Here is a 23072-nt window from a genome sequence, read left to right as displayed (position 1 = left end):
TGCACACCGACAGTGTACAAAATGAGGACAACGCGATGGTCATAAAACGGATGTCTTTAGCCAAGCTCCTTAAATCTTCTAATAATGAAATTCATGAATATTCTGAAAATAAGATGGCCGCTGGCGTTTGCCGTTTTGGGAATCGTACTCTTTTTTTCGAACACGGTCCTGGCTTATCCGGATTTTATTTCCTATGGCTACACCACATGCATTGTCTGCCATACTAATAGTTTAGGCGGAGGCCCACTCACCGCCTACGGCAAGGCTCTTTTTGCGCAAGAAATCGCCGCGCGTCCTTTCATTCCAAGTTCAATCAGCGATGAAGAGCTCGGTGAATATTCCGGATTGCTTCCCGGAGTCGTGTTGAATCATTGGCTTCAACCTTCGATCAAGTATCGCGGCCTTTCTTTGACTCGCTCCCCTGGGGGATCTAAAGAAAAAAGTGTCTGGATAAATATGCAGACGGACGTAAGCATTGTCTCTTCAACCAGCAACACCAACCGCACGTTGCTGGCTATTACTTACAATATACTGCCAGAACCTGTGGACTATTATAATAACGGAGAAAAAGTTTCGGGAGTTTCAAAGGAACATTACATTCGGACCTTCGTCACGAAATCCCTGTTAGTTCAAGTAGGACTTATGGACAAGGCCTACGGGATAAGGACTCCAGATCATACCGCCTATAATCGGGGCTTGATCGGCATGGGTAAAGATGATCAAGCTCACGGAATCATCCTGCATTACATGGGAAGTTCTTGGGATGCCGCCTTTAATTATTTTGTGGGAAATCTAAGTCAAAACGAAAATTTTCGTCAAAAAGGTTTTTCGGCTATTGCCGAATCTGATTGGGGCGAAAAGCATCGCATCGGCGCTTCCGTGGCTGATTTTAAAACCTCACTTGAGTCCACGCAGTTGTTGGCGGTGCATGACAGATATGGCTTACCGAATGCCAAAGGCAGCAGTCTATGGATAGAGGCGGGCCTTAAACGCAAAATAAGTGAAACTTCCAATGAAGAAAAATTTGGTAACTATGCCATCGGCCAACTAATGATCAATCTCACCCGAGGATATAACTTCGTCACCACGTTTGAACGCTCGCAAGAGATTAATAGTTTAAACGAACCTGATCGCAAAAAATGGGGTGTCGGATTTTTAACATTTCCCTTTCAACGCTTAGAAGCTCGAGTCAACATCACCCAAGAAAGTAGCACTTCTCCCTTTTTGGCAACCGAAGATCTTTGGGCACTTCAAGGACAAATCCATGCCTCTTTTTAAATGTGTTCTCCTTTTTGCCGTTTTTTGCATAGGCTCTTTTGGACATGCACAAGCTGTTCGCAGCGCCCCTAAAATTCGCTTCGGGACCAGTGTGGGCGTAGGCTACATTCAATGGAATGAAAAGATGGTTTTAAATCAAGGAAGCGTCAGTGAGACAGGTTTTGCCGCCTACAGTGGTCCCGCGATAAACACGGACATCAACTGGAATGGATCGTGGTGGATGTTAGGGACTCACTTGGCCGCCGCCGCCGGAAAGGCGGCCAGCGGTGGCACGCGCAACTTAGAATTCACCGACGGAACCAACAGATCCTGGTATGGATTTGTGATAAACCCCTACGCCCTTTATCGCATAAAATCGCGGTTTCTTTTAGGCGGTGGATACATCAGTCGTCTGACATGGGTGGACTGGGAACCTTCCGATCAGACTTTAAAAATAGAGGCTCAAAGTGGAATTCAAGGAGCGCCCTCGTTGCAGTTAAGGTATCGCATCAGCTCAAAATTAGAATTCGTCAACAGCTTCGGATTTTTTGGGCCCACAGAAACGCAGTGGATCTTATCCGCCAACTGGAATCTTTAGGGCATATTATCAATCCACACACGAACGAGTTCTGCCTCCGCCGGGGTTAAGCTGCCCCCTTGAGGCATGTTTTTCGGGCCATTTGAGCCCGCGCTTCCCAGCAGTCGATAATACAGTTTAGAATTAGCCGCATTGTTTTTCGAAACCAACCCCAAGCCCACATAATAACTGGCTCTGGCCCCCGCCCAACTAGAATGGCAGTTCAAACATTTACTTTCGATCACGCTTTGCGCGGGTGCAAAATTGGGATCGGCTGTCGAGCCACCACTCCCTCCCCCGTCACCAATTGGAACATTAAGTGAGGGATCAAGGGTCACACTGACGCCGTTTTTTTTGGCTAGGTAAGTGATCAGTGAGCCATGTTCCAATTTCGTCAAAGGGCGCCCAAAAACATAAAGCTCTTTGAACTCTAAGGAGTCACCAATATTATCTGGTCCCAATGAAAGAACTCGCGGCACCGAAAAAGATGTTCCCGGAACTCCCTCGGTTGTCGCGGCAGAACTTAAAATGCCATTCACCGAAAGCTCAATTTCGCCTTCATCTCCATAATTTGCCCCTATAATCGACCATTCCGAAGACGGAATCGCAATTTGATTTGAAATTTTATCATCCGGTGAAGAATAAAATATCGCGGAAATTTCAGAAGCATTAACCGAAATATTAAATCCTTGCGAATAGCGATCAAACGAATTGAAAGAGACAATATTTCCCCGACTTGAATTTTTCGCCACAATAAAGATACTTGCTGACGTTCCCGTGATTGTTTTGTCGACGGGGCTTAAGAACTGACCTTGGCTGACCGTCGGCTCAACATGCAAAACATCGCCAACCAACGTCGCGGTGACGCCTCCGTCTGAAGACAGATCTTGAGGACCTTCGATGCCTTGAACAAATTCCGTTTTTCTGTTTTTTAAGACATCAACGGCATTTCCCGTCATGACGGCGGAGGTGGAATCAAAATGGAAAAGCGTCACTTCACTCTTAATCAAGTTTTTAGCGATATCATCAGATGTGACGGCCGAAGTATTAGAGGCTAAGGTACCGCCGAAGGTCGTCTTTCCAAATTCACAGCCCGCCGTTACAATGACGAATACACAGAAAATAATTCTCATAACAACGTCCACTCTGGGCTTTCGCACATCATTAACAATACAGAGCGCCAGCGATTTACATTCGTCGTTGGTGGCGAAGTGATTTTAAGTCTTTCATTAAAGTCAGAGTAGATTTCTAATTCGGCCGCAGATATTTCGCGTGAGCGATTGAAGAGTCCATACAGAGCCGTGATTGCATTTTCGTCAAGCTCGGCCAGCTCATAGCCCGAAATCACGTTGGAAGTTATTTTTGGAGAAAGATAAACTGTCGATCCCGAAATATTTTTTGCCGCAGCGTAAATGGATCTCTCAAAATTGATATCATCCGTGTTCGTGGAACCAATTCGCGTCACACGCACTGTTTCTCCGCCTAAAATCATCTCACACACCTTGGCAGTATTAAGATGTCGCACCGTCGAAGATTGCGCCGCGAAGTCAGATATCGCATTAGAGACCGCGTCGCCACTGGCACCACCACAATCTTGAGCCGCCGTCGTACTTAAAGTTTGGTAACTTCCGTAAAAATTGCACGAGGGACCAAAACTTCCGGTCTGTGTGATAACCAGATTGTGAATCTGGGAAGTGATGCCCGCACTCATGACCAAGCTTAAATCCGGGTCCTGCAGAGGGTGACTGGTAAAATCTGATGCCGAAAATAGATCTTTAAAAATCTGTTTCATGTATTGCCGGGGCACCATAGCACCTCGAGATCCGACTTCTGATTTTTGTAATACCGGATCAACAACGATCGGGCTGACAGAGGGCAGTTCGTTGCTACCCCCTTGATGGGGTGAACCGGTCGACGGCGAAGACGAGCTTCCTTCCGATGTTTTTTGGGCGCCGACTTGTTTTAAATCCAAACACCCCGACAGGACCACAAGATTTAACAATAGAAAAAATAAGTAAGATTTTGATCTAGATTTTTTCATAATTATTCCGCGATCAGCTTTCCCTTGCCGTAGGGCAAAGATAATGTTCCATCGCTTTGCAAATTCACCAAAGGAAGCGCAAAGCTCTTCCATGGATTTTCTGGCACATCCATCAACGCAGATAACGTCGATGCCATAGCCAAGGGGCTTGGGATTCCTTTTTGTGGATAATTTTCGATGGGCGCTCCCAATCCTTGCGAACCCACGCCCCCTTTGGGAGCTTTCGTCGTGGTGTTGCCGACCACATAAGGTCCGCCACTAAAAACACCAGAAAAAATCGAAGAAACCATTTGGTCAAAACCATGCCCTGAACCTGCACCCGGTGCGCCGACGGTGCGATCAAACTCGGAATACATTTGAATGACAGTTTGATTCCATTTTCCTGCTGCCATCAACCGTGTGCGCAACAATAGCAATGCTGAAATCACGCCGCGATAATACTGGGAGGTCAGATACATCATGCCATATGACTGGGTCATATGCATGTCCCCATCCATGGTAAACCAATTAGAAGCATCCGCCACATTGGAAGTGGCCGGGTCTTGAAGCAACTGAGTCGCTGGACCGGCAATAAGTTCCAAAGCCCCCACCAAGCCATTCCTAATCGAATATTCCGCCAACGCAAAGCTTTCCGCCAACGATGATGAGCTCATATTGCGAGAAACATCCAAGAAGTTTTTTCCGCTGCCGATGATAACATCCGTCCCAGGTGAAGTACCGACGCCAAACTTGGTTCGCTGCCCATCTGAAACAGAGGTAAGAATCTGTGATCCATCTAAGGTTCCATTAATCCCGGGAACGGACGTCGATCTCATCGCTGCCTGAATCACGGCCGTGTAGTCCGCCACTAACGACGACCACTGACTTGAAAAATCCCCCAAATTGCTTTGCAGTAGCTGGTAGGTGGTGTTCACATTTTTTCTAGCAATCTGAACCGACTTGCGATCATCTGGAAGTGAATTCAACAGAGCACGAACATCACTGAAAAGAGATTGATTGGCATTACGAATAGCGCGGGCGTTATCTGTTGAAGGCTTAATCGCCTGCAACAATTCACTCAAAGGCTGAGTGGGGCTCGTCAGTTTATTCATCACTAAAGATTTTTGGGAATAAAATCTAGAATTCGCCCCCCGGTTGCGATACTGCACGGCCTGAAAATATCTATCGGAATGATCGGCTAATAGCGCAGACAAAGAAGGTGCGCTGGAAAGGGGATGCATCTGTAATGCGGCGTTGAGATCGTGTCCATCCATACCACTGCCGTATCCCCGAATTACCAAAAATGAATCTAAAAAGGACTGTCGTTCTGAAGGCGAAAAAGTTTGAAATATGTGGGGCACTAAAACACCGTTGTAATCAAAGGTTCTGTATTCGGTGCCCGTCACGTTTCTGGAGCCGTCATAGGTGAAGGCCGTGCCCGTCGACGGATTGAAATTTAATTGCGGATCGTTCGCATTAGTTCTTAACCAGTGATCAAAGGTGAAGCGAGCCGGACCGTTGTCGAAATAAATATTTACGTAGTAGCGAGGCGACACCAAATCGGCGGCCTCCGCCTGGGCGGAGCGAAATAGATTTTTAATTAAAGCATTCGCCAGGGCCTGATGAGGTGATAACGACACTCCCGCCATGACGATACCGGAGTTTTTTAAAAAAGCACGACGACTTTGGGATGAGCTCATTTTGACTCCGTGTAATATTCAGATTGAAGAATACTCTTAATCAATGACCTTAAAGACCCCGTGGCTTTAAGCTCGCGGCTTAGTTTTTCAATGAAGAGTCTATTTCGAATCGCCTCGGTGGAAAGTGATTTTGTCACATTCGCAAATCGAGAGTCCCCGCGATCATAAAGTAAAACTTCATTCCCTGTGAGATATTCGAAATAGCGTTTGGCCGCGCACTGATAAAAATCATCGATATTCGAAAGAGCCGCTCCGGCTTCGGCCAAACCATTGACGGGCTGATTTACCAGGGCACCGGAAAATGTTCTTAAATATACTTTTCCTCGAGGTTGACTCCGATGAAAATTCGCTACCGGCGTTGACGACCAAGAGTACCCCGGATCGCTAATGACCGAGTAACGTCCCATGACATAGCTGTTGCGAGATGTAATTCCATTAGGCTCCGCAGCTGATTTGCGACCGCCCCCACTGACACGCTGACCATTGCCTGGCTCGGTCCTAGCCACAGTGAAATTTCGTCCTACCATCGCCAGCTGATCCAAGGTGCCGTGACATTGCAAACAACTGGTCCCCTCTCTAAAAGGAGCTACGTCGGGACCGCCACTGGAGTCGACAAACGCGACAACGTCAGCCTCGCGAAGGACCGGAAGCTCCTTGCATAACATGGTATTAAGCATGTTTTTAATCCATCGTCGAGGAAGCTTCAGGGAACCATTGGCCAAAAGAGCATCTTCATGACCCCAATTTAAAAGCATCGTGGATTGAAACCCGAGAAGTCCACCGCCCATGCTGTCAAAAAAGTTGAAACTTGAAATCGACCCCTCTGAAGGCGTTCCCGGAGTATTAAGACTGGCCCGGCGCGCGCGCAAATTAGTATCGGACGCCTGACTGAGGGGCGGATCAATCCAGTAATCCGGAACCATGATATTTTGCGTTTGCGGTTTGATGCCCGTTAACTCGCCTTTCTGAATTCGCGGAAAGGCCAACGGAAAACTGCCCGAAAAGGTGGTCGCATTCCAGTTGGTCGCAGAACGGAACAAAAGCTGATAGGGTTGATTGTTTCCGGTAAAACTAGGGTTGATGGTCGGATCGACTTCTCTTTGTGCTACAAAGCCTGAACTTGTACGCAATACTTGTGAGTAATGTGGTAATGATGAAGAGAACAAATTATAAGTAATTGCTAAAGCTGGCTCTGTGGAATCCAGGACATCCGAAGTTCCAGCCACTCCGTAATGGCCCACATCGCCTCCGGCGAAATTTTGCATTTGATTAAAGACACCGACTTCAAACCAAGAGCGATGAAATTCATAGATGCGATTAAGAACCGCCTTACTTTCGCTGTCGGAACTGACCATGCCTTGAGAGTTTAGTTCGGCCTTATCAAGTAAATCGACGCATGCTTGCTCTCCCCTTAACGTCCCCGCCATGATCTGTAATTTCCAAGGATGCTGTAAAGGCAACGGCAGTCCCGTGAACTGCATGTAGCATTTCGCAAAGAGTTCCGTGCCAGAGAGGGATTTCGCCCAAACCTTTCCTAAAACTCCCGTCTGAATTCCCAAAAAAACGCACAGCAAGAGTACCGAATAAGACTTTTTCATGCCCATCTTGTCGGCATTCCAAAGAGGTTACCCAACTCATTCTCACAAATTCTGTCCACTAATGGTAACCACTTAGGACCGCATGAGCCCGTCGTTTTTTAACTCTATAAGAACATGAAGAGAATATTTTGCCTTAAGCTCTGAAAAAGAATTCTTATTCTTTAGGGACATGCAGAGGCCATACACTTCGTTTTTTATAACTTCTAAATCCTCACGACTTCCCGTCACAGTAAGGCGGCAAGTTTCGTCAAGCATCTTCTCTGATGCACGATCCATCTTATACCGATGATTCATCAAATATATAAGTTCATTTAAGGCGGCAGGTTCGACATCAAGGTTTTCTAGCATGTGAAGCGCACGTTCGGAAGACACTTGCAGCTCACCGGAAAGAACTCTAAACATAGTGCTTGGTGAAACACCTAATAATCTTGCGAAACCACGTCTAGAAATTCGAGGATTTCTTAACCGGATCTTATTAAATTCAGCTTCCAAAAGATTAATGAAGTGCGAATTCCACTGCATGGCTTTCAGCGACCACCTTTAACGAAAATTTAACCGCTATTTCGTTTTGATCGCAAGGGGCTCCAGAATATATCTGCACACCACTAGTAATCACCGCACATACGCTTCGTTGTAAGGCTAAGCCGTAAACTTTAGACCGATGATGGAGATAATTAAAAGAACCATGAAGCCCACACGCGAAAGGGTCACAGGTTCTTTAAATAAAACAATTCCTAAGATGCCCGCACCCACCGCACCGATACCAACCCAGATCGCGTACGCGGTTCCAATCGGCAAAGTGGTCGCGGCCTTTGCTAACAAAAACATACTGGCCGCTAAGGTCGTAAGAGTGAAAATGCTGGGTATGATACGAGTGAAACCTTCAGTGTATTTTAAACCGATGGCCCAACAAACTTCCAATAAACCTGCAAGAATTAAATAGCTCCAAGCTGTAAACATGACAAACCTCCATTATTGTTAATGGCGTCGTCTTGTCTTAACCGGGTACGGCGCGTCTCGTCCGGGTATTTAAATATGTATGCCTATGTTAAGTGACTATCTATAAGTTTGCAACTGGTGCTTTTCAACATGAAATAGCCTCCCAAGCCCAAATTTCCAACAGCTTGTGGTGAGATAGTGATTGGCAGAAAACTTTCCGCCAAAAGGAGACCGCATGCTTTCTTACAGAGAAGACCACACCCAAAAATTTATTGAGTTCAAGGTTTCCGGCAAATTAACCCGCGAGGAATTTGAAGCCTTCGTGGAAAAAATCCAGCCGCGCCTCGAAAAATGGAACGGCATACGCATGGTCGAAGTGATTGAAAACTTAGACGGTGTAGAAGTGATGGCACTCATGAAAGATATTCAGTTCGGGCTCAAAAACTGGGGACTTTTTAATCGCCTGGAAAAATGTGCCGTGGTCGCCGATCAAAAATGGGTGCGCAGCATCGCCGAAGCCGTAGATCCCTTATTCAAGCCAGAAATCAAGGTCTTCCAGCCCACACAAATCGAAGAAGCCCGCGACTGGGTCTTACACTAAATAGAGAGGGCCGTTACCGGCCCTCTCTTGATTAATCAAATAACTCTTCGAAAAACGATTTTCGCTTTTTATAAGGCTTATGCCCATAGGTGGGATGGTGGCCACTAGGGCCATTACTATAACCTTGAGGCTGATCGCGGCCTTCTTCTTCCCGAGAACGATCAAGGATTTTATCAAGCTCTCCTTTATCCAACCAAATACCGCGGCACTCGGGGCAATAATCTATTTCGACGCCTTTTCTTTCGCTCATAACCAGGTCTTTATCTTTACAATGAGGGCATTTCATAACCACCTCCCTTTCATAAAACCAAACTAACAAACATAAGATCATTGAAATAATAGATAAATATAAAAAAGATAATCACTAAAAACAAAGACCAATTGCTTTTTTAAACATCTGATCTTAATCGACATATTCATTACCTGGGCGCAAGTTGCGTTTCAGAAGGATCTGGGATATCCATTAGACTTACTTCTTGCAGGAGACCTTATGCAGACATCTCAAACCACTCAAAAAGAATTAGATAATAAAAATGCAAAACTTCCAGCATGGGATAACTCCTCCGAGTATGAGGCTTTAAACTCCCCGTCTTTCAATAAAGACTTGGCGGAGGTACATGCCCTCCTTGCAAAAATCGAAAATACGAATTCCGATTTGAAACTGCTTTTTAAGAAAACAAGTTTTGAAACTGGCGAAAGAAAAATCCTCATTCAGGGTTTGCAAGATATCGCGCACCTCCAAGAACAGGTTGTAATCTTATTGGCAAATCTGTCGACCTATGCGCGTTGTGAAACCTCACTTGACTCCAAAAATGAAGCCGCCCTTAAATTCAATTCTCAAGCCCAGCTTCTTTGGGCGAATCTGTCTAGCGCGTTGGTTCCATATGAAGTTTTTCTTAAACAATGTGATGAGACGATCTTAAATGATTTTTTGGAAGCTCCGCACACTCAAAGCTCGCGCTTTACTTGGTTTTATTTGCGTCGTCTTAAGCCATTTTTGCTTTCCCCTGAAGAAGAAAAAACCATTTCTGATCTGCATCCGTTTTCTCACGGGGGTTGGGGTGAACTTTATGACCAAATTGCCGGGTCCCTGCGCGTGAAGACTTCCCAAGGTGAAATCGGCGTGGCTCAAGCTGCCGGAATTTTACGTGGTGCGGATGAACAAGCTCGCAAAGAAGCCTGGGAAGGCTTGCAAGCGTCTTGGAAAACGATGGAAGTCCCTTGTTCGGTCTTAATCAACAATCTGGTCGGCTATCGCTTAGAGATTTATAAAAAACGCTCGCACACGGAAAAAATGGACTTCATGGTGCAGCCTTTAAATGATTCCCGCATTGAAGCGGCCACGCTTGAAGCCATGATGTCAGCCGTGGAAAAAAATATTGAAGTTCCCCGTCGCGCTATGCGTGCGATGGCCAAGGCTTTAAAAAAGCCCAAAATGGATCCCTGGGACATCTTAGCTCCTTCACCTCGCGCGAGTGAAGGCAGCAGCTATCCCTTCGCCGAGGGCTTAGCAATGGTGCGCGATTCTTTCGCCAGCATTGACCCGAAAATGGCTGAATTCGTCGACACCATGTCTAAGAATAATTGGCTGGAAGCGCGTATCTTACCTAACAAGGGTCCGGGGGCCCATTGCACGGGATTTTTGAAATCTAAAACTCCGCGCGTTTTTCAGTCTTATATGGGCTCTTTAAAAGATATTTCGACATTGGCCCATGAAATCGGCCATGCTTATCACAGCTGGGTGATGCGTGATCTTTCTATCTTTGAATCTAATTACCCGATGACCGTGGCCGAAACCGCTTCGACTTTTGCTGAAACCTTGCTTTCTGAGCGCCTCGTGGCGAAAGCTCAAGGCGATGAGAAGTTCACCATCGCTTGGGAAGAAGCCAGTGACGCCGTATCCTTATTGGTCAATATTCCAGCGCGCTTTGAATTTGAAAAAAGCTTTTATGAAGCTCGCCAAGACGGCGTTCTTTCGGCGGCAGAACTTAGTGCTTTGACCGACAAGGCGTGGCGCAAATGGTACGGCGATGAGCTTTCAAAAACAGAGGAGCAATACTGGATGACGAAAATGCATTTTAACTTTTCGGACATCAGTTTTTATAACTATCCTTACACTTTCGGCTATCTTTTCAGCCTGGGAATTTATGCGATGAAAGAAAAATTGGGGGATAAATTCCACCAAGCCTATGTGGATCTTTTACGCGACAGCGGACGTATGAGCGCGGAAGACCTTGTGCAAAAACATTTGGGTGCGGATATTCGCCAGACGCAATTTTGGCAAGACAGTATTAATATTGTGGAAAAGAAAATTTCGCATTTTGAAAGCTTGGTATAATCAATCAAATGGGCTTAAGGGCTGAAGTCCATCGCTTAAGCCTGAGTCCGTTTTAAACCAAAAATGGACAAAACAGTCTGGTCTTAATTTGAATTGGTCAAGGGTCATTGACGCTGAAGCCTAGGAATTACTATGATTGCCTATCACCCCAAGAGGTAGCATGACGTCTTTCCGAACTTTTTTACGCGACGAACTCTTAAAACGGACCAAAAAAAATCCCAGCTATTCCCTAAGAGCTTTTGCTGCCTCTTTAGGAATGGATGCTTCAACTTTCTCTAAGATCCTGAAAGGGAAGCGTCCGATTGGCAAAAAAACGATTGAACAAATCGGTAAAAAAATGGGTTTAAGTGACCAAGACATCTCTGCTTATCAGCGAGCGACCAAAGAGATCGATGAAGAGACGCAGTTGCAACAACATTACCTAACGCTCGCCGCTGATCAATTTACAATCATTAAAGACTGGTATCATTTCGCCATCCGCAGTTTGATTTCGACTAACGGTTTCAAACCCGATAGGAGATGGATCGCCAAGGTCTTAGAACTTTCGGTTAAAGAGGTTGATGAAGCAGTCGAAAGACTTTTAAGAGTGGGTTTAATTACCGTCGATAAAAACGGTCAATGGAAATCAACAGGAAGTTTATCAAACCTTGGTAAAGGCGAAACCCATAACCACTTTTACAAGCAGCACTTAAGAAAAGCTCTCAGGGCCATGGACGAGGTCCCAGAAAATCGTACGAATTACTCTGCCATGACTTTTACGATGAATAGCAAAAAAATGGAGGAGGCGTGCGCCCGCATTGTTCGTTTCCGACGGAATTTAGCAAACTTTTTGGCCGAAGGCGAGGAATGCGACGAAGTCTACAGCCTTACCGTTGCCCTGTTCCCCTTAAGTCACATTTATAAAACCTCCCCACCCAAAGGCCGCAAATAGCCTAAAGCTTCACTTGCCTTTTTCTGCAAAGACTCTTCCAATAGAGCCATGCAAAAAAAGGACGTCGAAATACTTATCGTGGGGGCCGGTATCATTGGTACCGCCATTGGAGCTGAACTTTCTCGCCGTGGTGCTAAAGTCTGCATCATCGATCGAGGCACCGTGGGACGCGGATGTTCTTACGGCAATGCGGGATGGATGACACCTTGTTTTGCGATGCCCCTGCCGATGCCGGGAATGTTGCTTAAATCAATGAAATGGCTTTTAGATCCCGAAGGCCCACTTTATATCAAACCTTCTTTGTCGGTGAACTTAGCTCATTGGATGTGGGCGTTCATGAAGGCCATGAACGAAACCCAAGCACGTAAGGCGGTGGAAGCTTTGGTCGTGCTTTCTCAAAAAAGTCTGACCGAATATGAAAAGTTAGGTCAAAAATATCCCGCCCTTAATTTTGAACAAAAAGGCCTGATGATGGTCAGCCGCACCCAACCAGGTGTCGATGCTGCCGTGGCGGAATTAAACTATGTTAAAAATCTGGGGGTCCCCGGCAAAGTTCTAAATGGCGATGATATTGCCGCAATGGAGCCAGCCCTGAAGGGACCGCTTTTAGGGGGCGTGTATTTTTCAAATGAAGCCATGGCGGAACCATTCCAAGTCGTACAAGCTTTAGCAAATGAAATTCGCGCCTATGGTGGTGAGATCATTGAAAACTGTGAGCTTCAAGACATCGTAATTTCAGGAAATAAAGTTGAATCGGTCCTGACGTCCCAAGGGGAGTTTAAACCGCAGCAACTGGTGATGGCTACCGGCAGTTGGTCTAAGGATCTTGCTCGCTTGATGCGTTTGCGTGTGCCTATCTTGGGCGGTAAAGGTTACGCGATGATCGTTCCTCCTTTAGAAAAACAACCTCAGTATCCCATCATGTTGGTGGAAAAGAAAATCGCTATCACACCACGCCAAGGCTCATTGCGCATCGCGGGAACTTTAGAGCTTGTGGATCAGGATTTTACGATCACGCAAAGACGCGTGGAAAGTATAAAAAAAGGCGCCCGTGAGTTTTTACACTTACCTCAAGATTTAGAAATCCAAGAACTATGGGCAGGACTGCGCCCCTGCACTCCGGATGGCGTTCCACTAGTTGGCTATCACAAAAACATCTCTAATTTGATGTTGGCTGTAGGTCACCAAATGTTGGGGCTGCAAAGTGGTGCGGGCACGGGGCTTTTGGTTGCTGATCTTATCGAAGGTAAAACTCCGTTTGTGGATCTAAAAGTTTTGGACGCCAACCGCTTCTAAATTTTTCCTAATAAATAGGCTTTTCTGCGCGTTTCGGGAAATTTTTCGATCGCGTAGCGAAGCATGGTTCGCGGCATTTGATCATAGCGTCCGCGCAAAAAATCATTGGCTTGCGCTAAATCCCGATTCGCTACCTCCCGCACCATCCAGCCGACGGCTTTATGGATCAGGTCGTGGGGATCGTTCAATAGGATCTCGGCAATATAAAGAGTATTTTCAAATTCGTGCTGACGGATAAAATGAAATGTTGTCAGAATGGAAACTCTTCGTTCCCAAAGGTTTTTAGAAACGGCAAGTTTTTTTAAAAACTTCAATTGCTGTGAGGGTGTTAGAAATTCTTTTAAGTACGGTCCTAGAATGTATTCTGCCGAGCTATCTACCAGGTCCCAGTTGTTCACATATTTTAGATTTTTAAAATAGAAATCAGCGATCGTCTTTCGATCTTGGATAGAAGCTTTCTTCATTCGATTCACTAAAATTATGAGCCCTAAAAGACGATCTTCATGAATTTTTGATTTCAGAAGCTTTTGGATCTCCGACAAAGGCAAATCTTTATACTCTCGCGATACCAACCGCGTCTTAGGAACTTTCACGCCGATAAACTGATCATGTTGACTGTAGCCTCCCGGACCGGTTTTAAAAAACCAAAGCGCCGCCTCCCTGTTTTGTTCAGTAGCAAATTGGCGGAGTCTTTTTTGAGCTTGGACAGCGTTTAACACCATTTCCATAGGTCCTTAAGCCTAGCACCGGTTTATTTAGATATAAAGTCTCTAATTAATTCATATAATGAATAATAACTTATGAAACATGCACTGTCCGAATTTCTATTTTCGGCGTAAAACTCGCCATCGACTTTTTGGAGGTTCCTGTGAAAACATTCGTTTTTGCTCTATTAATGACTGTCTCTTTAGCGGCCCAAGCTCGTATCGAGGCCTTGTTTCATCCTCACGATCCGACCTTAGAAACAATCGCCCAGTGGATTTATGAAGCCGAATCCACCGTAGACATTGCCATGTACAACTTAGAGTCAGGCCCAGCTTCACCGATCATTCAAACCATCCAAAGCCCCAAAGTCCAAGCCCGCATCCGCAACGGCAGCTTAAAAATCCGCATGGTGCTTGAGCTTTATGGCACCCCAGAAGAAAACACTAAAAAAAGACAAGCCATTGAAGATCTGGGTGTCGACGTCCGCTACCTTGGTCGATCGGTCAAAGTTCATCATAAGTTCGCGGTTATTGACTCGTTAAAATCGATAGATCGCGTGATCACAGGCAGCGCGAACTGGTCTTTATCGTCATACCGTGGGTATAATGAAAACATACTTTTTTTCACGCAAGAGCCTGAAGCCACAAGCCGCTATCAAACTGAGTTCAACCGCTTGTGGATGAACTCAGTAGAGTTTGGCTTCACGGGCTCAGCGCCCGACATCACCCCTGTTTCAGCGGTTGATCAAGAAGGCATGGATGTTTATTTTAATTCCCCGAAACGGTTAGAGCCAGGATCCGGAGAGAAATCAAATTTAACTGATGAAATCGTGAATCTTATCAACTCTTCGCAAAGCCATTTGCAAATAGCGAGCACACGCATTCGCCTGGTACCAGTTCTTGAGGCCCTCCAAGCCGCGGCTGCTCGAGGAGTTAAAATCCAAGCCGTGATCAGCCAAGATGACTTTATGGATTTGGGAAAAAGAGCCAAATATCTTTTAAGTAATCCCAACATCGACTTGCGTGTGAAGTTTTACAACTTACAAGTGGCGGAATACATGACTTACCAAATGCATAACAAGTTCATGATCGTCGACGGCCATACGCTTGTAACGGGGTCATTTAACTGGTCATCTAGCAGTGAAAACAATCACATTGAAAACATCGTGATCCTTTCCGGCAGATTGGCTCAAGAGGTTTTACCCGCTTACGAAAATGAATTTGCTTCGATCTGGAATTTAGGTCGTACCGAATATCCGACTTTGTTAGAAGCTTTAAAGAATCAGCTGCACCGAGAGTGCTCGATTCCCAAAATGGCTCTTTATCCTAAAGAAATTCGTCAGCTGCTGAAGTTTAAAACTCAATGTAAATAGCTGCGCGCAACCAATAGATGCGCATGCGAAAAGAGCTTTCTTTCCTGAGGAAGCTCTTTTATACATTCTGCATGTACACATCACTTTTATTTATCCACTCGTGGAATCGATGGTTGGTTTTACTTTGTCTAGCGACGACACTCATCGCCTTGATTATCGGCCTCTTGAAGAAATCATCTCCCCTCAGTCGGATTGAAATGGCGGGGCAAAAAATCTTTATCGCGACTTTGGATCTGCAATTTCTTTTAGGCTGTGGACTTTTGATCGTTACACCCTTGATTGCCGGGGGACATATTCATCCTTGGATCTTTCATCATGGGGGTGGCATGTTTATGGGCGTCGCGGTCGCCCATGCTGTAAATTCCATTGGTAAAAAGAAACCTTCCGCCCAAAAGCAGCGCAAAGTATATTTAATCGGAAATGTCGTCGCGCTTTTGGTGATTTTGGGATCTGTGCCTTGGCCTTTTATGAGCTTTGTAAGACCCTTCTTTAGAGGACTTTAAGGTTTAAGGCTCGTCCTCATCCGCACCGAATACGCTGACGCCAGGCACCCAGTAAATTTGGGAAGCACTGTAACTTTGCGTGCCTTGCGAATAGGTCGCCAATTTCTCTTGGTTGTGTTTCTCTAAGGCCCGCCTAAACGCCGCATTCATTTCATTTTGTTCTTTGGTTGAAAGCCTTGTCCCCCGCCCCTTACCTAAAACTAAATTCACGGAACCCTGATTAAGTTCTGTGGACCTCATGTCAAAGCCGAAGGTCATCTTATTTAATTTTGAATACGGAATTTTTCCTTCTAGTTCTTTACGAAAGGTCTTTTCAATGCTTTCCCCGTGGCTTGCCAGTTTCATGCGAACTTCGGGGGAAACATTAGAACCGATAAAGGACATGCGCACGCCGCGGGTTTCAGGATTGCGGGCAAGCTTTCTCATGACCTCTAATTTTTCTTTTTCGGTCATAACTTTAGCCATCGCACAGTCGTCGCCAGAGCAACTCGCATCGCCCACGATCTTACGGAATTTTTCCATACGAGCCTTAAATAGGTTTGTAACCTTCTTTTCGCCTTCACGCGCTCCAATAAGAGCGGCATCCACCGTTTCTTTTTGGGCAATTCCTTCGGCTGTCGCCCGAAGGTTTGCAGATCCCATACCAAGGAAGTCCGCTGACAATCCCCCTAAATTGGCCTCATCAAGATTCACGTTCTCACGTTTGGCAATTAAGATCGTCGGAGAGAATTCATCCACCCCTTTGACATAATCTTGAAGCTGCGCGGCTTCCTTCGCCGTGAAGTTTGATAATTCATAGCGCTTAGAGATGGCGGATGCCAAAGACTCAGGATCTTTATTTTTTCTTACCAAATCTAAAACATCTTCTTTAGGGAGGTTGACACCTTTTTTGGTCCTCTGCATAAGCGAAGAAAAACTTTTCGACCCGGCAATCTCTTGACGTTTTCTTTCGACGTCCGCCAAGCTTTTGCTTAAATCCTCTTGCACCTGGGCACTGGAATACGCAACGGCGTCAGAACCCGCCGTTTGCCGCGCCTTTCTTGCTGCCGTTGCCGCTTCGTCAGCACTTCTTCCATAACCGGATTTGAACCACTCCTCAGCTTTGCCCGCCTTGGGGACATCAATTCCCAGCTCTTTCATTTTTGCCGCAAATTCTCTGTTACTTTCCGCAAGGACTTTATTCAGATCTGCTATAAGCCGTTTATCGGTAACAGCATCGATTTCTTTTTTTGATTTAACACCTAATTTTACCGATTTAAAATCGCTATAGAGTGAAAAATCCATGTCTGGATATTTTTCCTTAAGTTTATCCAAACGCTTTATCAGGGTGTCCTTCTGATAATTTGTAAGGCTGGTGACAAGTTCTTTATCGTTGGTTTCATCGTTTAGTATCTTCATCACGGAATTTTCATTGTCCAAAACCCGCGTTTTGTTTTCGGTAAGTGTTTTCGGAGTGTGCTCTGCCACCCCCATAAATCGCCGATTGCCCGCCTCATCAACAAAGACTCTCTCTTTGTACGCACCCACAAAAAATTTTTGAGCTCCCGTCAAAGCCCTGACCGGTTTTGACTCCGCCACTTCAACACCATCTTTAACGGCGACAGCGGCAATTTCAGATTTTTTTCCCAGCTTAATAAGCTTTACCACCTTTGGACCTGGCAAAGGGATGAAGAACTCAGTCAACGCGGCACACGTTTCTAAAAGCCCGTTGCACACATAGCTGGTGGCGAACATATCTTGCGGCGCCAGACATAAAAGAGGTGAGCTCTGCCGTGCTAAACACTGTTCCAATGTTTCTTCTTTTTTCGTCGGGGCTTTATACGGCGGCTCGGCGAACTTTAAAATTCCCGGACAGTGTGGATGCTGCTGTCCCATCTGGGCGGCCACCGCTTTGTGCCTCTCTTCCGTCCAATCTTCACCGTCTGCGGACATTTTGCGACGAAGCGATGCTAGATATCCTAAGCATTCGTTCTTCGCGAGCGGAACATCATGCACCGCCTGGCGATGGAGATCATAAAAATCTCGGCTCGAGATCTGTTTATCAACCTCTTCATCTGATATCTGCCAGCTGCCATCGGGATTTTTATTTTGGTATAAAATAGTATTGCGGGCCATCGCGCGCCTACAATCGACGCTGCCTTTACAGAATTCAATACCTGCCATGCGCTCACTGTCGACGTCCTTAGCCCACGATCCACTCACCAGAAACCCCACCATGGAAGGCAGGGCCTTGATAAGCTCATAGGTTCCGACCACGGCATTTTTTGTGGCTACAGGAAGACACAACAGCGTCGCCTCGTTAACCGCCTCTTTGGCTTCCTTGATGCCTTCTGCTTGGGTGAACGGATTTCCGTTTTTTGCCAACATGTCACAGTTTTTTTCGAACTTATCGATTTGTTCTTGCGACTGTTCTTTATAAATTTTCGTGCATTGGGCAACACAAGATGTCTTCGCTAGCGCTTGTGCTTGAGCGTGAATTTCAAGATTAGATTGAGGCGGACAAATTTCTGCCGCTTGGGCCAAAAAATTCCAGCCCAAAATCAGCGATATGGTTTGTAAAAACCGAAGTAACTTCAACAAGAACGCCCCCACATTCTTATCGGGAAATAGGGGCGGAAATAGACTTTTTTAAAACGAACTAGACCTCAAAAGATCTTGAAACTTACGGATAAAGAGCCGCACCCGATTTAAGAACACAGGCCAAATCAACTTCGGATCCTGGAGCCATCGTCAATGTCTCAGATTGATACCCCTCAGGAAACATGATCAACCCTCTCCATCGAGTTCCGAAGTCCCGCAAAACCATATCCACACGAGCCGGCGTATTCCACGAAGCATAAAACGATGCGCTTTCAACACTCATAATACTTTTTGCGTTTGCTTCACTTTTGAAAATCGTTTCGCTGCGCAGATCACCTGAGGTGAACTTGACTTCAAATTTTCCATCCACTGATAGCACATCAAAAAACATTTCAGTGCCTTGTTGAAAATTGGGATCATCCAAATATACGGGCTGCATGCAATCTAAGATTTTTGCTTTTTCTTGTGTTTGAGCAGAAACTGCAGCACAAAGTACCATAGCAAAAAGCATCATTTTTTTCATTTTAGGACCTCGTTTAAGAATGAAGACTTATACGAAGTTTTCATTCTTGGCGCCATGCTTTCGTAAATCCAAAGACCTCTCAACGAAGGAAATACAAGGATGGCTAAAATCTTGACAGAAATGACCTCATGAACCAAATCGAGATCTCAGTAGACAATCGTTTGCAACCTCGCTAAAGTGAGTTCTATGCGTTGGGGTCTTTATTACTCTTCAGTCAAAGCCATCCTGATCGTCTTTATGGCGATGATTGTGCTTTCCCCCAACATTTCCAGCGCTTTGCACCGCTGCGATTCCCACCAACAAAGTGTTTCGCAAGATGTAACAACCCTAAACCAACATTCAGAAGAGAGCAGTGCGAGTCATCATGAATCTCACGATTGTGCCTGCCCTACCCATCGCGTCGACTGCTGTCATTTTCAAGCGGCTCCGTCTTTACCAAAGCTGAACCTTGTTTCTATTTATTTTGAATTGGCTTACAGCCAAGATCTTTTTGCTCCACCTAGTTCTCCGTTATTAGACGGACCATTCCAGCCTCCTCGAGCTTAATCCTTCAAAGCTTACATTCATTCGCATCCAATTTTTTTGAAGGTATATTAATATGTTAAATGCATTAATTCGTTGGGCTTTGCTGCACCGTTTGGCCGTTGTTGCAAGTGCCTGTCTTTTACTTGTGTATGGTGTTCTCACCTTACAAAAACTCCCCATTGATATTTTTCCGGATATCACCAAGCCTACAGTCGTTGTCATGACGGAAGCACATGGAATGGCACCAGAGGAAGTTGAAACGCGCGTGACACTTCCTTTAGAGTCATTCTTAACCGGAATGCCCGGAATGGATCGCATCCGTTCTCAGTCCGGCATTGGTCTTTCCGTTATTTATTTAGAATTTAAATGGGATACCGACATCTATCGCCTGCGCCAAATCGTGCAAGAGCGATTGACCTTGGCAGAGGAAAGAATGCCTCCCGATATCACTCCCACGATGGCACCCATTGGTTCCTTACTCGGCCAAATTCAGCAGATCGCCGTTACATCGAAAGATCAAAAGATTTCGCCGTTACAACTCCGTGATATCGCGGAATGGAACCTACGTCCTCGTTTAATGACGATACCGGGGGTTTCCAACGTGATTTCTATCGGTGGCGGATTAAAACAATATCAAATCCAAGTGTCGGCTGAAAAACTAAATCGCTATCAACTGTCCATGGACGCGGTCGACGGTCAGCTCACCCGTATCAGTCAAAATACGACGGGCGGATTTTTAGAATCTGATGGCAAAGAAAAACTTGTGCGCAACATCGGCGTTGTTGAATCTGTTGAGGATATTCGCAAAACTTTCGTGGGCTTGCACTTTGGCCGTCCCGTTTTGGTGGGCGATATCGCCGAAGTTCACGAAGCTCCACGTTTAAAACGAGGCGATGGCAGCTTTAACGGCGGCCCGGCCGTGATCATGACGGTGTTAAAACAACCAGGAGCGGACACCGTCACGATCACTCGCGCTATTGAAAAAGCAGTGGAAGAGCTTCGCCCCTCCTTGCCAACAGAGTTGATCATCAATACCGACGTCTTTAAGCAGGCCCATTTTATCGAAGCCTCGATCAACGGCATTCAAGGAAAATTAAAACTGGGAACTATTTTAGTTTTTGTAGTTCTTTTTATTTTCTTGGCCAATATGCGCATGTCGGTGATTACGCTGACGGCGATTCCGGTCTCGTTCATTTGCGCTTTCATCGTGTTTAAAATATTTGGCTTAACCGTAAACACGATGACTTTAGGTGGTTTGGCTATTGCCATTGGGGAACTTGTCGATGACTCCATCGTGGATGTCGAAAACGTCTTTCGACGCCTCCGTGAAAATGCCAAAGCAGCGATGCCGCAGCCACTATTAAAAGTCATTTACGAAGCCTCTAGCGAGATTCGTAATTCAATTGTACTAGCGACCGTGATCATTGCCTTGGTCTTTATTCCCCTGTTCACGTTAGATGGTCTAGAAGGACGTTTGTTTGCCCCCTTGGGGATCGCCTATTTAACGGCACTGGGGGCATCGCTCTTAGTTTCTTTGACACTGACTCCGGTGTTGTGTTCATTTTTACTTAAAGGTTCATTGAAAGAACATCACGACACCTGGCTTGTCACAAAGTTAAAAAACTGGGATCGTAAAATCCTAGAATGGAGCTTACCACGCAGTTCAGTCACCTTGGGTGCGGCGGTGGTGGTTTTGGTTGGCGCCCTTTCCTTGGTCCCTTTTATGGGAAAAGATTTTCTGCCGCACTTTAACGAGGGCACAGCAATGGTGGCGTTATCAGCTCCCCCAGGAGTGAATTTGACCGAGTCTAATGAGCGCGGTCTTTTAGCCGAACAAATCATGCTGTCCATTCCAGAAGTAAAATCGGTTTCTCGCCGCACAGGTCGTGCCGAGATGGATGAACATGCGATGGGCGTGAACGTCAGTGAAATTGATGTTGATTTTCATCCCACGGGTCGACCACGGGATGTTGTCTTAAATAATATCCGCGATGAAATCAAAAAACAGATTCCTGACGTCAGCGTGAATGTCGGACAACCTATTTCGCATCTCATTGACCATATGTTGTCCGGAGTTAATGCCGCCGTCGCCGTGAAAGTCTTTGGCCCGGATCTAGCGACTTTGCAGGAAAAATCTTTTGAGATCGAAGAAGCCATCGAAAAAATTCCTGGCTTAGTCGATTTGCGGGTTGAACAGCAAGGCTTGATTCCTCAAGTAAAAATCTTTGTCATGCGTGAAGATGCCGCGAAATTTGGCTTAAGCCCGGGGGATATCACGGAACTTTTAGAGACCGCCCTCAACGGAAAAACGGTCACGCATATTTTAGAAGAAACGCGGTCTTATGAAGTCTTCTTACAATACGACCAAAGATCCCGCGCTGATCTAGACGCCCTAAAACGCACGATTTTGAAGATTATGCCCGACGGCCGACGGGTGACCTTAAATGAAGTCGCCGACGTGTATGAAGCCAGCGGTCCCAATGAAATCAACCGCGAGGACAATCAACGCCGCATGATCATCAGTGCTAATGTCAGCAAGCGCGATCTCGCCGGCGTCGTGGAAGAAATTCGCTCGGTCATTGAAGAATCGGTCCAACTGCCGCAAGGATATTTCATCGTCTATGATGGACAGTTTAAAAGTCAGAAGTCTGCAACCAGAACGCTCTTACTGTATTCAATGATTTCTATATTAGGAATCGTCTTAGTTCTTTACAGTCATTTCCGTTCAAAAATGATGACGGCGCAGATTTTAGCGACCATTCCGTTAGCCTTTATCGGCGGGTTGATTTTGCTTTTCTTTACGGATCGCACCCTCACCGTGGCCAGCCTTGTGGGATTTATCACTTTGTGTGGTGTCACCGCGCGAAACTCAATCATGATGATTTCGCATTATTTGCACCTCATGAAATTTGAAGGCGAAAGCTTCTCAAAAGAAATGATCATTCGCGGCTCGCAAGAGCGCCTGGTGCCCGTATTGATGACAGCTCTAGTGACCTCGTTGGCCCTTTTGCCATTGGTTTTAGCCAAAGGTGAACCAGGCAGTGAGATCTTACATCCCGTGGCCGTCGTGGTCGTCGGAGGTCTGATCAGCTCCAGTCTTTTAGATATCGTTGTAACCCCGGCCTTATTTTATCGTTTTGGCAAAAAGGCCTCAGAAAAATATGTATCGCACGTAGAAAAGGATGTTTTATGAAAAAATGGATTATTTCTTTTATTATGCTCGCAGGTTCTCTCACTTTTGCTCACGGCGATCACGAACATGAATCCGCGGCATCGTCTCGGCCCATGAAAGGCGGAATTGTCCAACGCATCGAGGAAGCTCACGTCGAAATCGTGGCTAAGGGAAAAAATATTAAAATCTATCTTTTAGATTTGAAAAGTGAAAAGCCTCAATCACTTAAGTTTGAAGACTTCACCCTGGCCGCAAAAGCTGAACTGCCTCGCGGCAAGGGCACATCCAATCTGACACTGGAGCCAAAAGACGGTTATTTAGAGGCGAACTTTGATGCCAAAGGGGCGCATCGTTATAATCTGATTTTATCTTTGGTCCATAAGCCAACGAAGCATTCAGACACGCTGACTTTTGTCATCGAACCCAAAAAGTAGG

Annotated in this window: 21 protein-coding genes and 1 riboswitch; of the genes, 11 read left to right on the top strand and 10 right to left on the bottom strand. The window is 45.8% G+C overall.

Annotation, left to right across the window (positions count from 1 at the left end):
* Positions 1-93: 93 nt before the first annotated feature.
* Positions 94-1278, top strand: coding sequence for a hypothetical protein (locus AZI86_RS17035; protein WP_157684753.1), 1185 nt, complete (start codon positions 94-96; stop codon positions 1276-1278).
* Positions 1265-1855 carry a hypothetical protein gene (locus AZI86_RS17030; protein ID WP_061836500.1) on the top strand — a complete coding sequence of 197 codons (591 nt, stop codon included), beginning with the start codon at positions 1265-1267 and terminating at the stop codon, positions 1853-1855. Before AZI86_RS17035 ends, AZI86_RS17030 begins: the two co-directional genes overlap by 14 nt.
* On the opposite strand, the gene AZI86_RS17025 is transcribed toward AZI86_RS17030, so the two are convergent.
* From AZI86_RS17025 to AZI86_RS17000, 6 genes are all read right to left on the bottom strand, one after another.
* Complete coding sequence (locus AZI86_RS17025) at positions 1852-2967, bottom strand: hypothetical protein (RefSeq protein ID WP_061836499.1); 1116 nt, start codon at positions 2965-2967, stop codon at positions 1852-1854. The genes AZI86_RS17030 and AZI86_RS17025 overlap by 4 nt on opposite strands.
* Complete coding sequence (locus AZI86_RS17020) at positions 2964-3875, bottom strand: hypothetical protein (RefSeq protein ID WP_061836498.1); 912 nt, start codon at positions 3873-3875, stop codon at positions 2964-2966. Before AZI86_RS17020 ends, AZI86_RS17025 begins: the two co-directional genes overlap by 4 nt.
* Before the next feature lie 2 nt (positions 3876-3877).
* Complete coding sequence (locus AZI86_RS17015; RefSeq protein ID WP_061836497.1) at positions 3878-5554, bottom strand: hypothetical protein; 1677 nt, start codon at positions 5552-5554, stop codon at positions 3878-3880.
* Entirely contained in the window at positions 5551-7152 is a 1602-nt protein-coding gene (locus AZI86_RS17010; protein WP_157684752.1) for a hypothetical protein, read from the bottom strand. Before AZI86_RS17010 ends, AZI86_RS17015 begins: the two co-directional genes overlap by 4 nt.
* A gap of 72 nt (positions 7153-7224) precedes the next feature.
* Entirely contained in the window at positions 7225-7674 is a 450-nt protein-coding gene (locus tag AZI86_RS17005; RefSeq protein ID WP_061836495.1) for a helix-turn-helix domain-containing protein, read from the bottom strand.
* Positions 7675-7791: 117 nt separating this feature from the next.
* On the bottom strand, positions 7792-8112 hold the full coding sequence (locus AZI86_RS17000; protein ID WP_061836494.1) for a DMT family transporter: 321 nt from the start codon (positions 8110-8112) through the stop codon (positions 7792-7794).
* Positions 8113-8133: 21 nt separating this feature from the next.
* Positions 8134-8192: riboswitch (guanidine-III (ykkC-III) riboswitch) on the bottom strand.
* A 134-nt stretch (positions 8193-8326) separates the two neighbouring features.
* On the opposite strand from AZI86_RS17000, the gene AZI86_RS16995 reads away from it, so the two are divergent.
* A complete protein-coding gene (locus AZI86_RS16995) occupies positions 8327-8692 on the top strand; it encodes an STAS/SEC14 domain-containing protein (protein ID WP_061836493.1) in 366 nt (121 codons plus the stop codon).
* A gap of 31 nt (positions 8693-8723) precedes the next feature.
* Here AZI86_RS16995 and AZI86_RS16990 read toward each other — a convergent pair whose 3' ends face one another.
* Entirely contained in the window at positions 8724-8978 is a 255-nt protein-coding gene (locus AZI86_RS16990; protein WP_061836492.1) for a zf-TFIIB domain-containing protein, read from the bottom strand.
* Positions 8979-9182: 204 nt separating this feature from the next.
* Here AZI86_RS16990 and AZI86_RS16985 point away from each other — a divergent pair, with 204 nt between their 5' ends.
* The 3 genes from AZI86_RS16985 (at position 9183) to AZI86_RS16975 (ending at position 13257) form a co-directional block, all read left to right on the top strand.
* Positions 9183-11030 (top strand): M3 family oligoendopeptidase, encoded by a 1848-nt coding sequence (locus AZI86_RS16985; protein WP_061836491.1) that lies wholly within the window; start codon positions 9183-9185, stop codon positions 11028-11030.
* A 160-nt stretch (positions 11031-11190) separates the two neighbouring features.
* Complete coding sequence (locus AZI86_RS16980; RefSeq protein ID WP_061836490.1) at positions 11191-11961, top strand: TIGR02147 family protein; 771 nt, start codon at positions 11191-11193, stop codon at positions 11959-11961.
* Between the two features lie 48 nt (positions 11962-12009).
* On the top strand, positions 12010-13257 hold the full coding sequence (locus AZI86_RS16975; RefSeq protein ID WP_061836489.1) for an NAD(P)/FAD-dependent oxidoreductase: 1248 nt from the start codon (positions 12010-12012) through the stop codon (positions 13255-13257).
* On the opposite strand, the gene AZI86_RS16970 is transcribed toward AZI86_RS16975, so the two are convergent.
* Positions 13254-13985: a DNA alkylation repair protein gene (locus tag AZI86_RS16970; RefSeq protein WP_216635930.1), complete on the bottom strand. Its 732-nt coding sequence runs from the start codon at positions 13983-13985 to the stop codon at positions 13254-13256. The genes AZI86_RS16975 and AZI86_RS16970 overlap by 4 nt on opposite strands.
* Before the next feature lie 140 nt (positions 13986-14125).
* Here AZI86_RS16970 and AZI86_RS16965 point away from each other — a divergent pair, with 140 nt between their 5' ends.
* Both AZI86_RS16965 and AZI86_RS16960 read left to right on the top strand, forming a co-directional pair.
* A complete protein-coding gene (locus AZI86_RS16965; protein WP_061836488.1) occupies positions 14126-15334 on the top strand; it encodes a phospholipase D-like domain-containing protein in 1209 nt (402 codons plus the stop codon).
* 71 nt (positions 15335-15405) lie between these two features.
* Positions 15406-15837, top strand: coding sequence for a hypothetical protein (locus tag AZI86_RS16960; RefSeq protein WP_157684751.1), 432 nt, complete (start codon positions 15406-15408; stop codon positions 15835-15837).
* A gap of 3 nt (positions 15838-15840) precedes the next feature.
* Here AZI86_RS16960 and AZI86_RS16955 read toward each other — a convergent pair whose 3' ends face one another.
* Both AZI86_RS16955 and AZI86_RS16950 read right to left on the bottom strand, forming a co-directional pair.
* Positions 15841-18417 (bottom strand): hypothetical protein, encoded by a 2577-nt coding sequence (locus tag AZI86_RS16955; RefSeq protein ID WP_061836486.1) that lies wholly within the window; start codon positions 18415-18417, stop codon positions 15841-15843.
* A gap of 82 nt (positions 18418-18499) precedes the next feature.
* Entirely contained in the window at positions 18500-18940 is a 441-nt protein-coding gene (locus AZI86_RS16950) for a hypothetical protein (protein WP_061836485.1), read from the bottom strand.
* Positions 18941-19117: 177 nt separating this feature from the next.
* Between AZI86_RS16950 and AZI86_RS16945 the strand changes: the two genes are divergently transcribed.
* The 3 genes from AZI86_RS16945 to AZI86_RS16935 are packed head-to-tail and all read left to right on the top strand — an operon-like array spanning position 19118 to position 23071.
* Positions 19118-19486 (top strand): hypothetical protein, encoded by a 369-nt coding sequence (locus AZI86_RS16945; RefSeq protein ID WP_157684750.1) that lies wholly within the window; start codon positions 19118-19120, stop codon positions 19484-19486.
* Positions 19487-19538: 52 nt separating this feature from the next.
* Positions 19539-22658, top strand: a complete 3120-nt coding sequence (locus AZI86_RS16940; RefSeq protein WP_061836483.1) for an efflux RND transporter permease subunit — start codon at positions 19539-19541, stop codon at positions 22656-22658.
* On the top strand, positions 22655-23071 hold the full coding sequence (locus AZI86_RS16935; protein ID WP_061836482.1) for a hypothetical protein: 417 nt from the start codon (positions 22655-22657) through the stop codon (positions 23069-23071). Before AZI86_RS16940 ends, AZI86_RS16935 begins: the two co-directional genes overlap by 4 nt.
* Position 23072 lies beyond the last annotated feature (1 nt).

This window comes from Bdellovibrio bacteriovorus (assembly GCF_001592735.1).
Taxonomy (GTDB): Bacteria; Bdellovibrionota; Bdellovibrionia; order Bdellovibrionales; family Bdellovibrionaceae; genus Bdellovibrio; species Bdellovibrio bacteriovorus_D.
Note: the sequence above shows the minus strand (reverse complement) of the source record. Positions and strands in the feature narration are given on the sequence as shown.

Bases quoted from the DNA above. Each gene is read 5' to 3' on its own strand.
- AZI86_RS17005 (WP_061836495.1), bottom strand. From the start codon at position 7,674: ATGCAGTGGAATTCGCACTTCATTAATCTTTTGGAAGCTGAATTTAAT.
- AZI86_RS16985 (WP_061836491.1), top strand. From the start codon at position 9,183: ATGCAGACATCTCAAACCACTCAAAAAGAATTAGATAATAAAAATGCA.
- AZI86_RS16935 (WP_061836482.1), top strand. From the start codon at position 22,655: ATGAAAAAATGGATTATTTCTTTTATTATGCTCGCAGGTTCTCTCACT.
- AZI86_RS16990 (WP_061836492.1), bottom strand. From the start codon at position 8,978: ATGAAATGCCCTCATTGTAAAGATAAAGACCTGGTTATGAGCGAAAGA.
- AZI86_RS17035 (WP_157684753.1), top strand. From the start codon at position 94: ATGAATATTCTGAAAATAAGATGGCCGCTGGCGTTTGCCGTTTTGGGA.
- AZI86_RS17020 (WP_061836498.1), bottom strand. From the start codon at position 3,875: ATGAAAAAATCTAGATCAAAATCTTACTTATTTTTTCTATTGTTAAAT.
- AZI86_RS17015 (WP_061836497.1), bottom strand. From the start codon at position 5,554: ATGAGCTCATCCCAAAGTCGTCGTGCTTTTTTAAAAAACTCCGGTATC.
- AZI86_RS17030 (WP_061836500.1), top strand. From the start codon at position 1,265: ATGCCTCTTTTTAAATGTGTTCTCCTTTTTGCCGTTTTTTGCATAGGC.
- AZI86_RS17000 (WP_061836494.1), bottom strand. From the start codon at position 8,112: ATGTTTACAGCTTGGAGCTATTTAATTCTTGCAGGTTTATTGGAAGTT.
- AZI86_RS16970 (WP_216635930.1), bottom strand. From the start codon at position 13,985: ATGGAAATGGTGTTAAACGCTGTCCAAGCTCAAAAAAGACTCCGCCAA.
- AZI86_RS16940 (WP_061836483.1), top strand. From the start codon at position 19,539: ATGTTAAATGCATTAATTCGTTGGGCTTTGCTGCACCGTTTGGCCGTT.
- AZI86_RS17010 (WP_157684752.1), bottom strand. From the start codon at position 7,152: ATGAAAAAGTCTTATTCGGTACTCTTGCTGTGCGTTTTTTTGGGAATT.
- AZI86_RS17025 (WP_061836499.1), bottom strand. From the start codon at position 2,967: ATGAGAATTATTTTCTGTGTATTCGTCATTGTAACGGCGGGCTGTGAA.
- AZI86_RS16975 (WP_061836489.1), top strand. From the start codon at position 12,010: ATGCAAAAAAAGGACGTCGAAATACTTATCGTGGGGGCCGGTATCATT.
- AZI86_RS16960 (WP_157684751.1), top strand. From the start codon at position 15,406: ATGTACACATCACTTTTATTTATCCACTCGTGGAATCGATGGTTGGTT.
- AZI86_RS16950 (WP_061836485.1), bottom strand. From the start codon at position 18,940: ATGAAAAAAATGATGCTTTTTGCTATGGTACTTTGTGCTGCAGTTTCT.
- AZI86_RS16980 (WP_061836490.1), top strand. From the start codon at position 11,191: ATGACGTCTTTCCGAACTTTTTTACGCGACGAACTCTTAAAACGGACC.
- AZI86_RS16995 (WP_061836493.1), top strand. From the start codon at position 8,327: ATGCTTTCTTACAGAGAAGACCACACCCAAAAATTTATTGAGTTCAAG.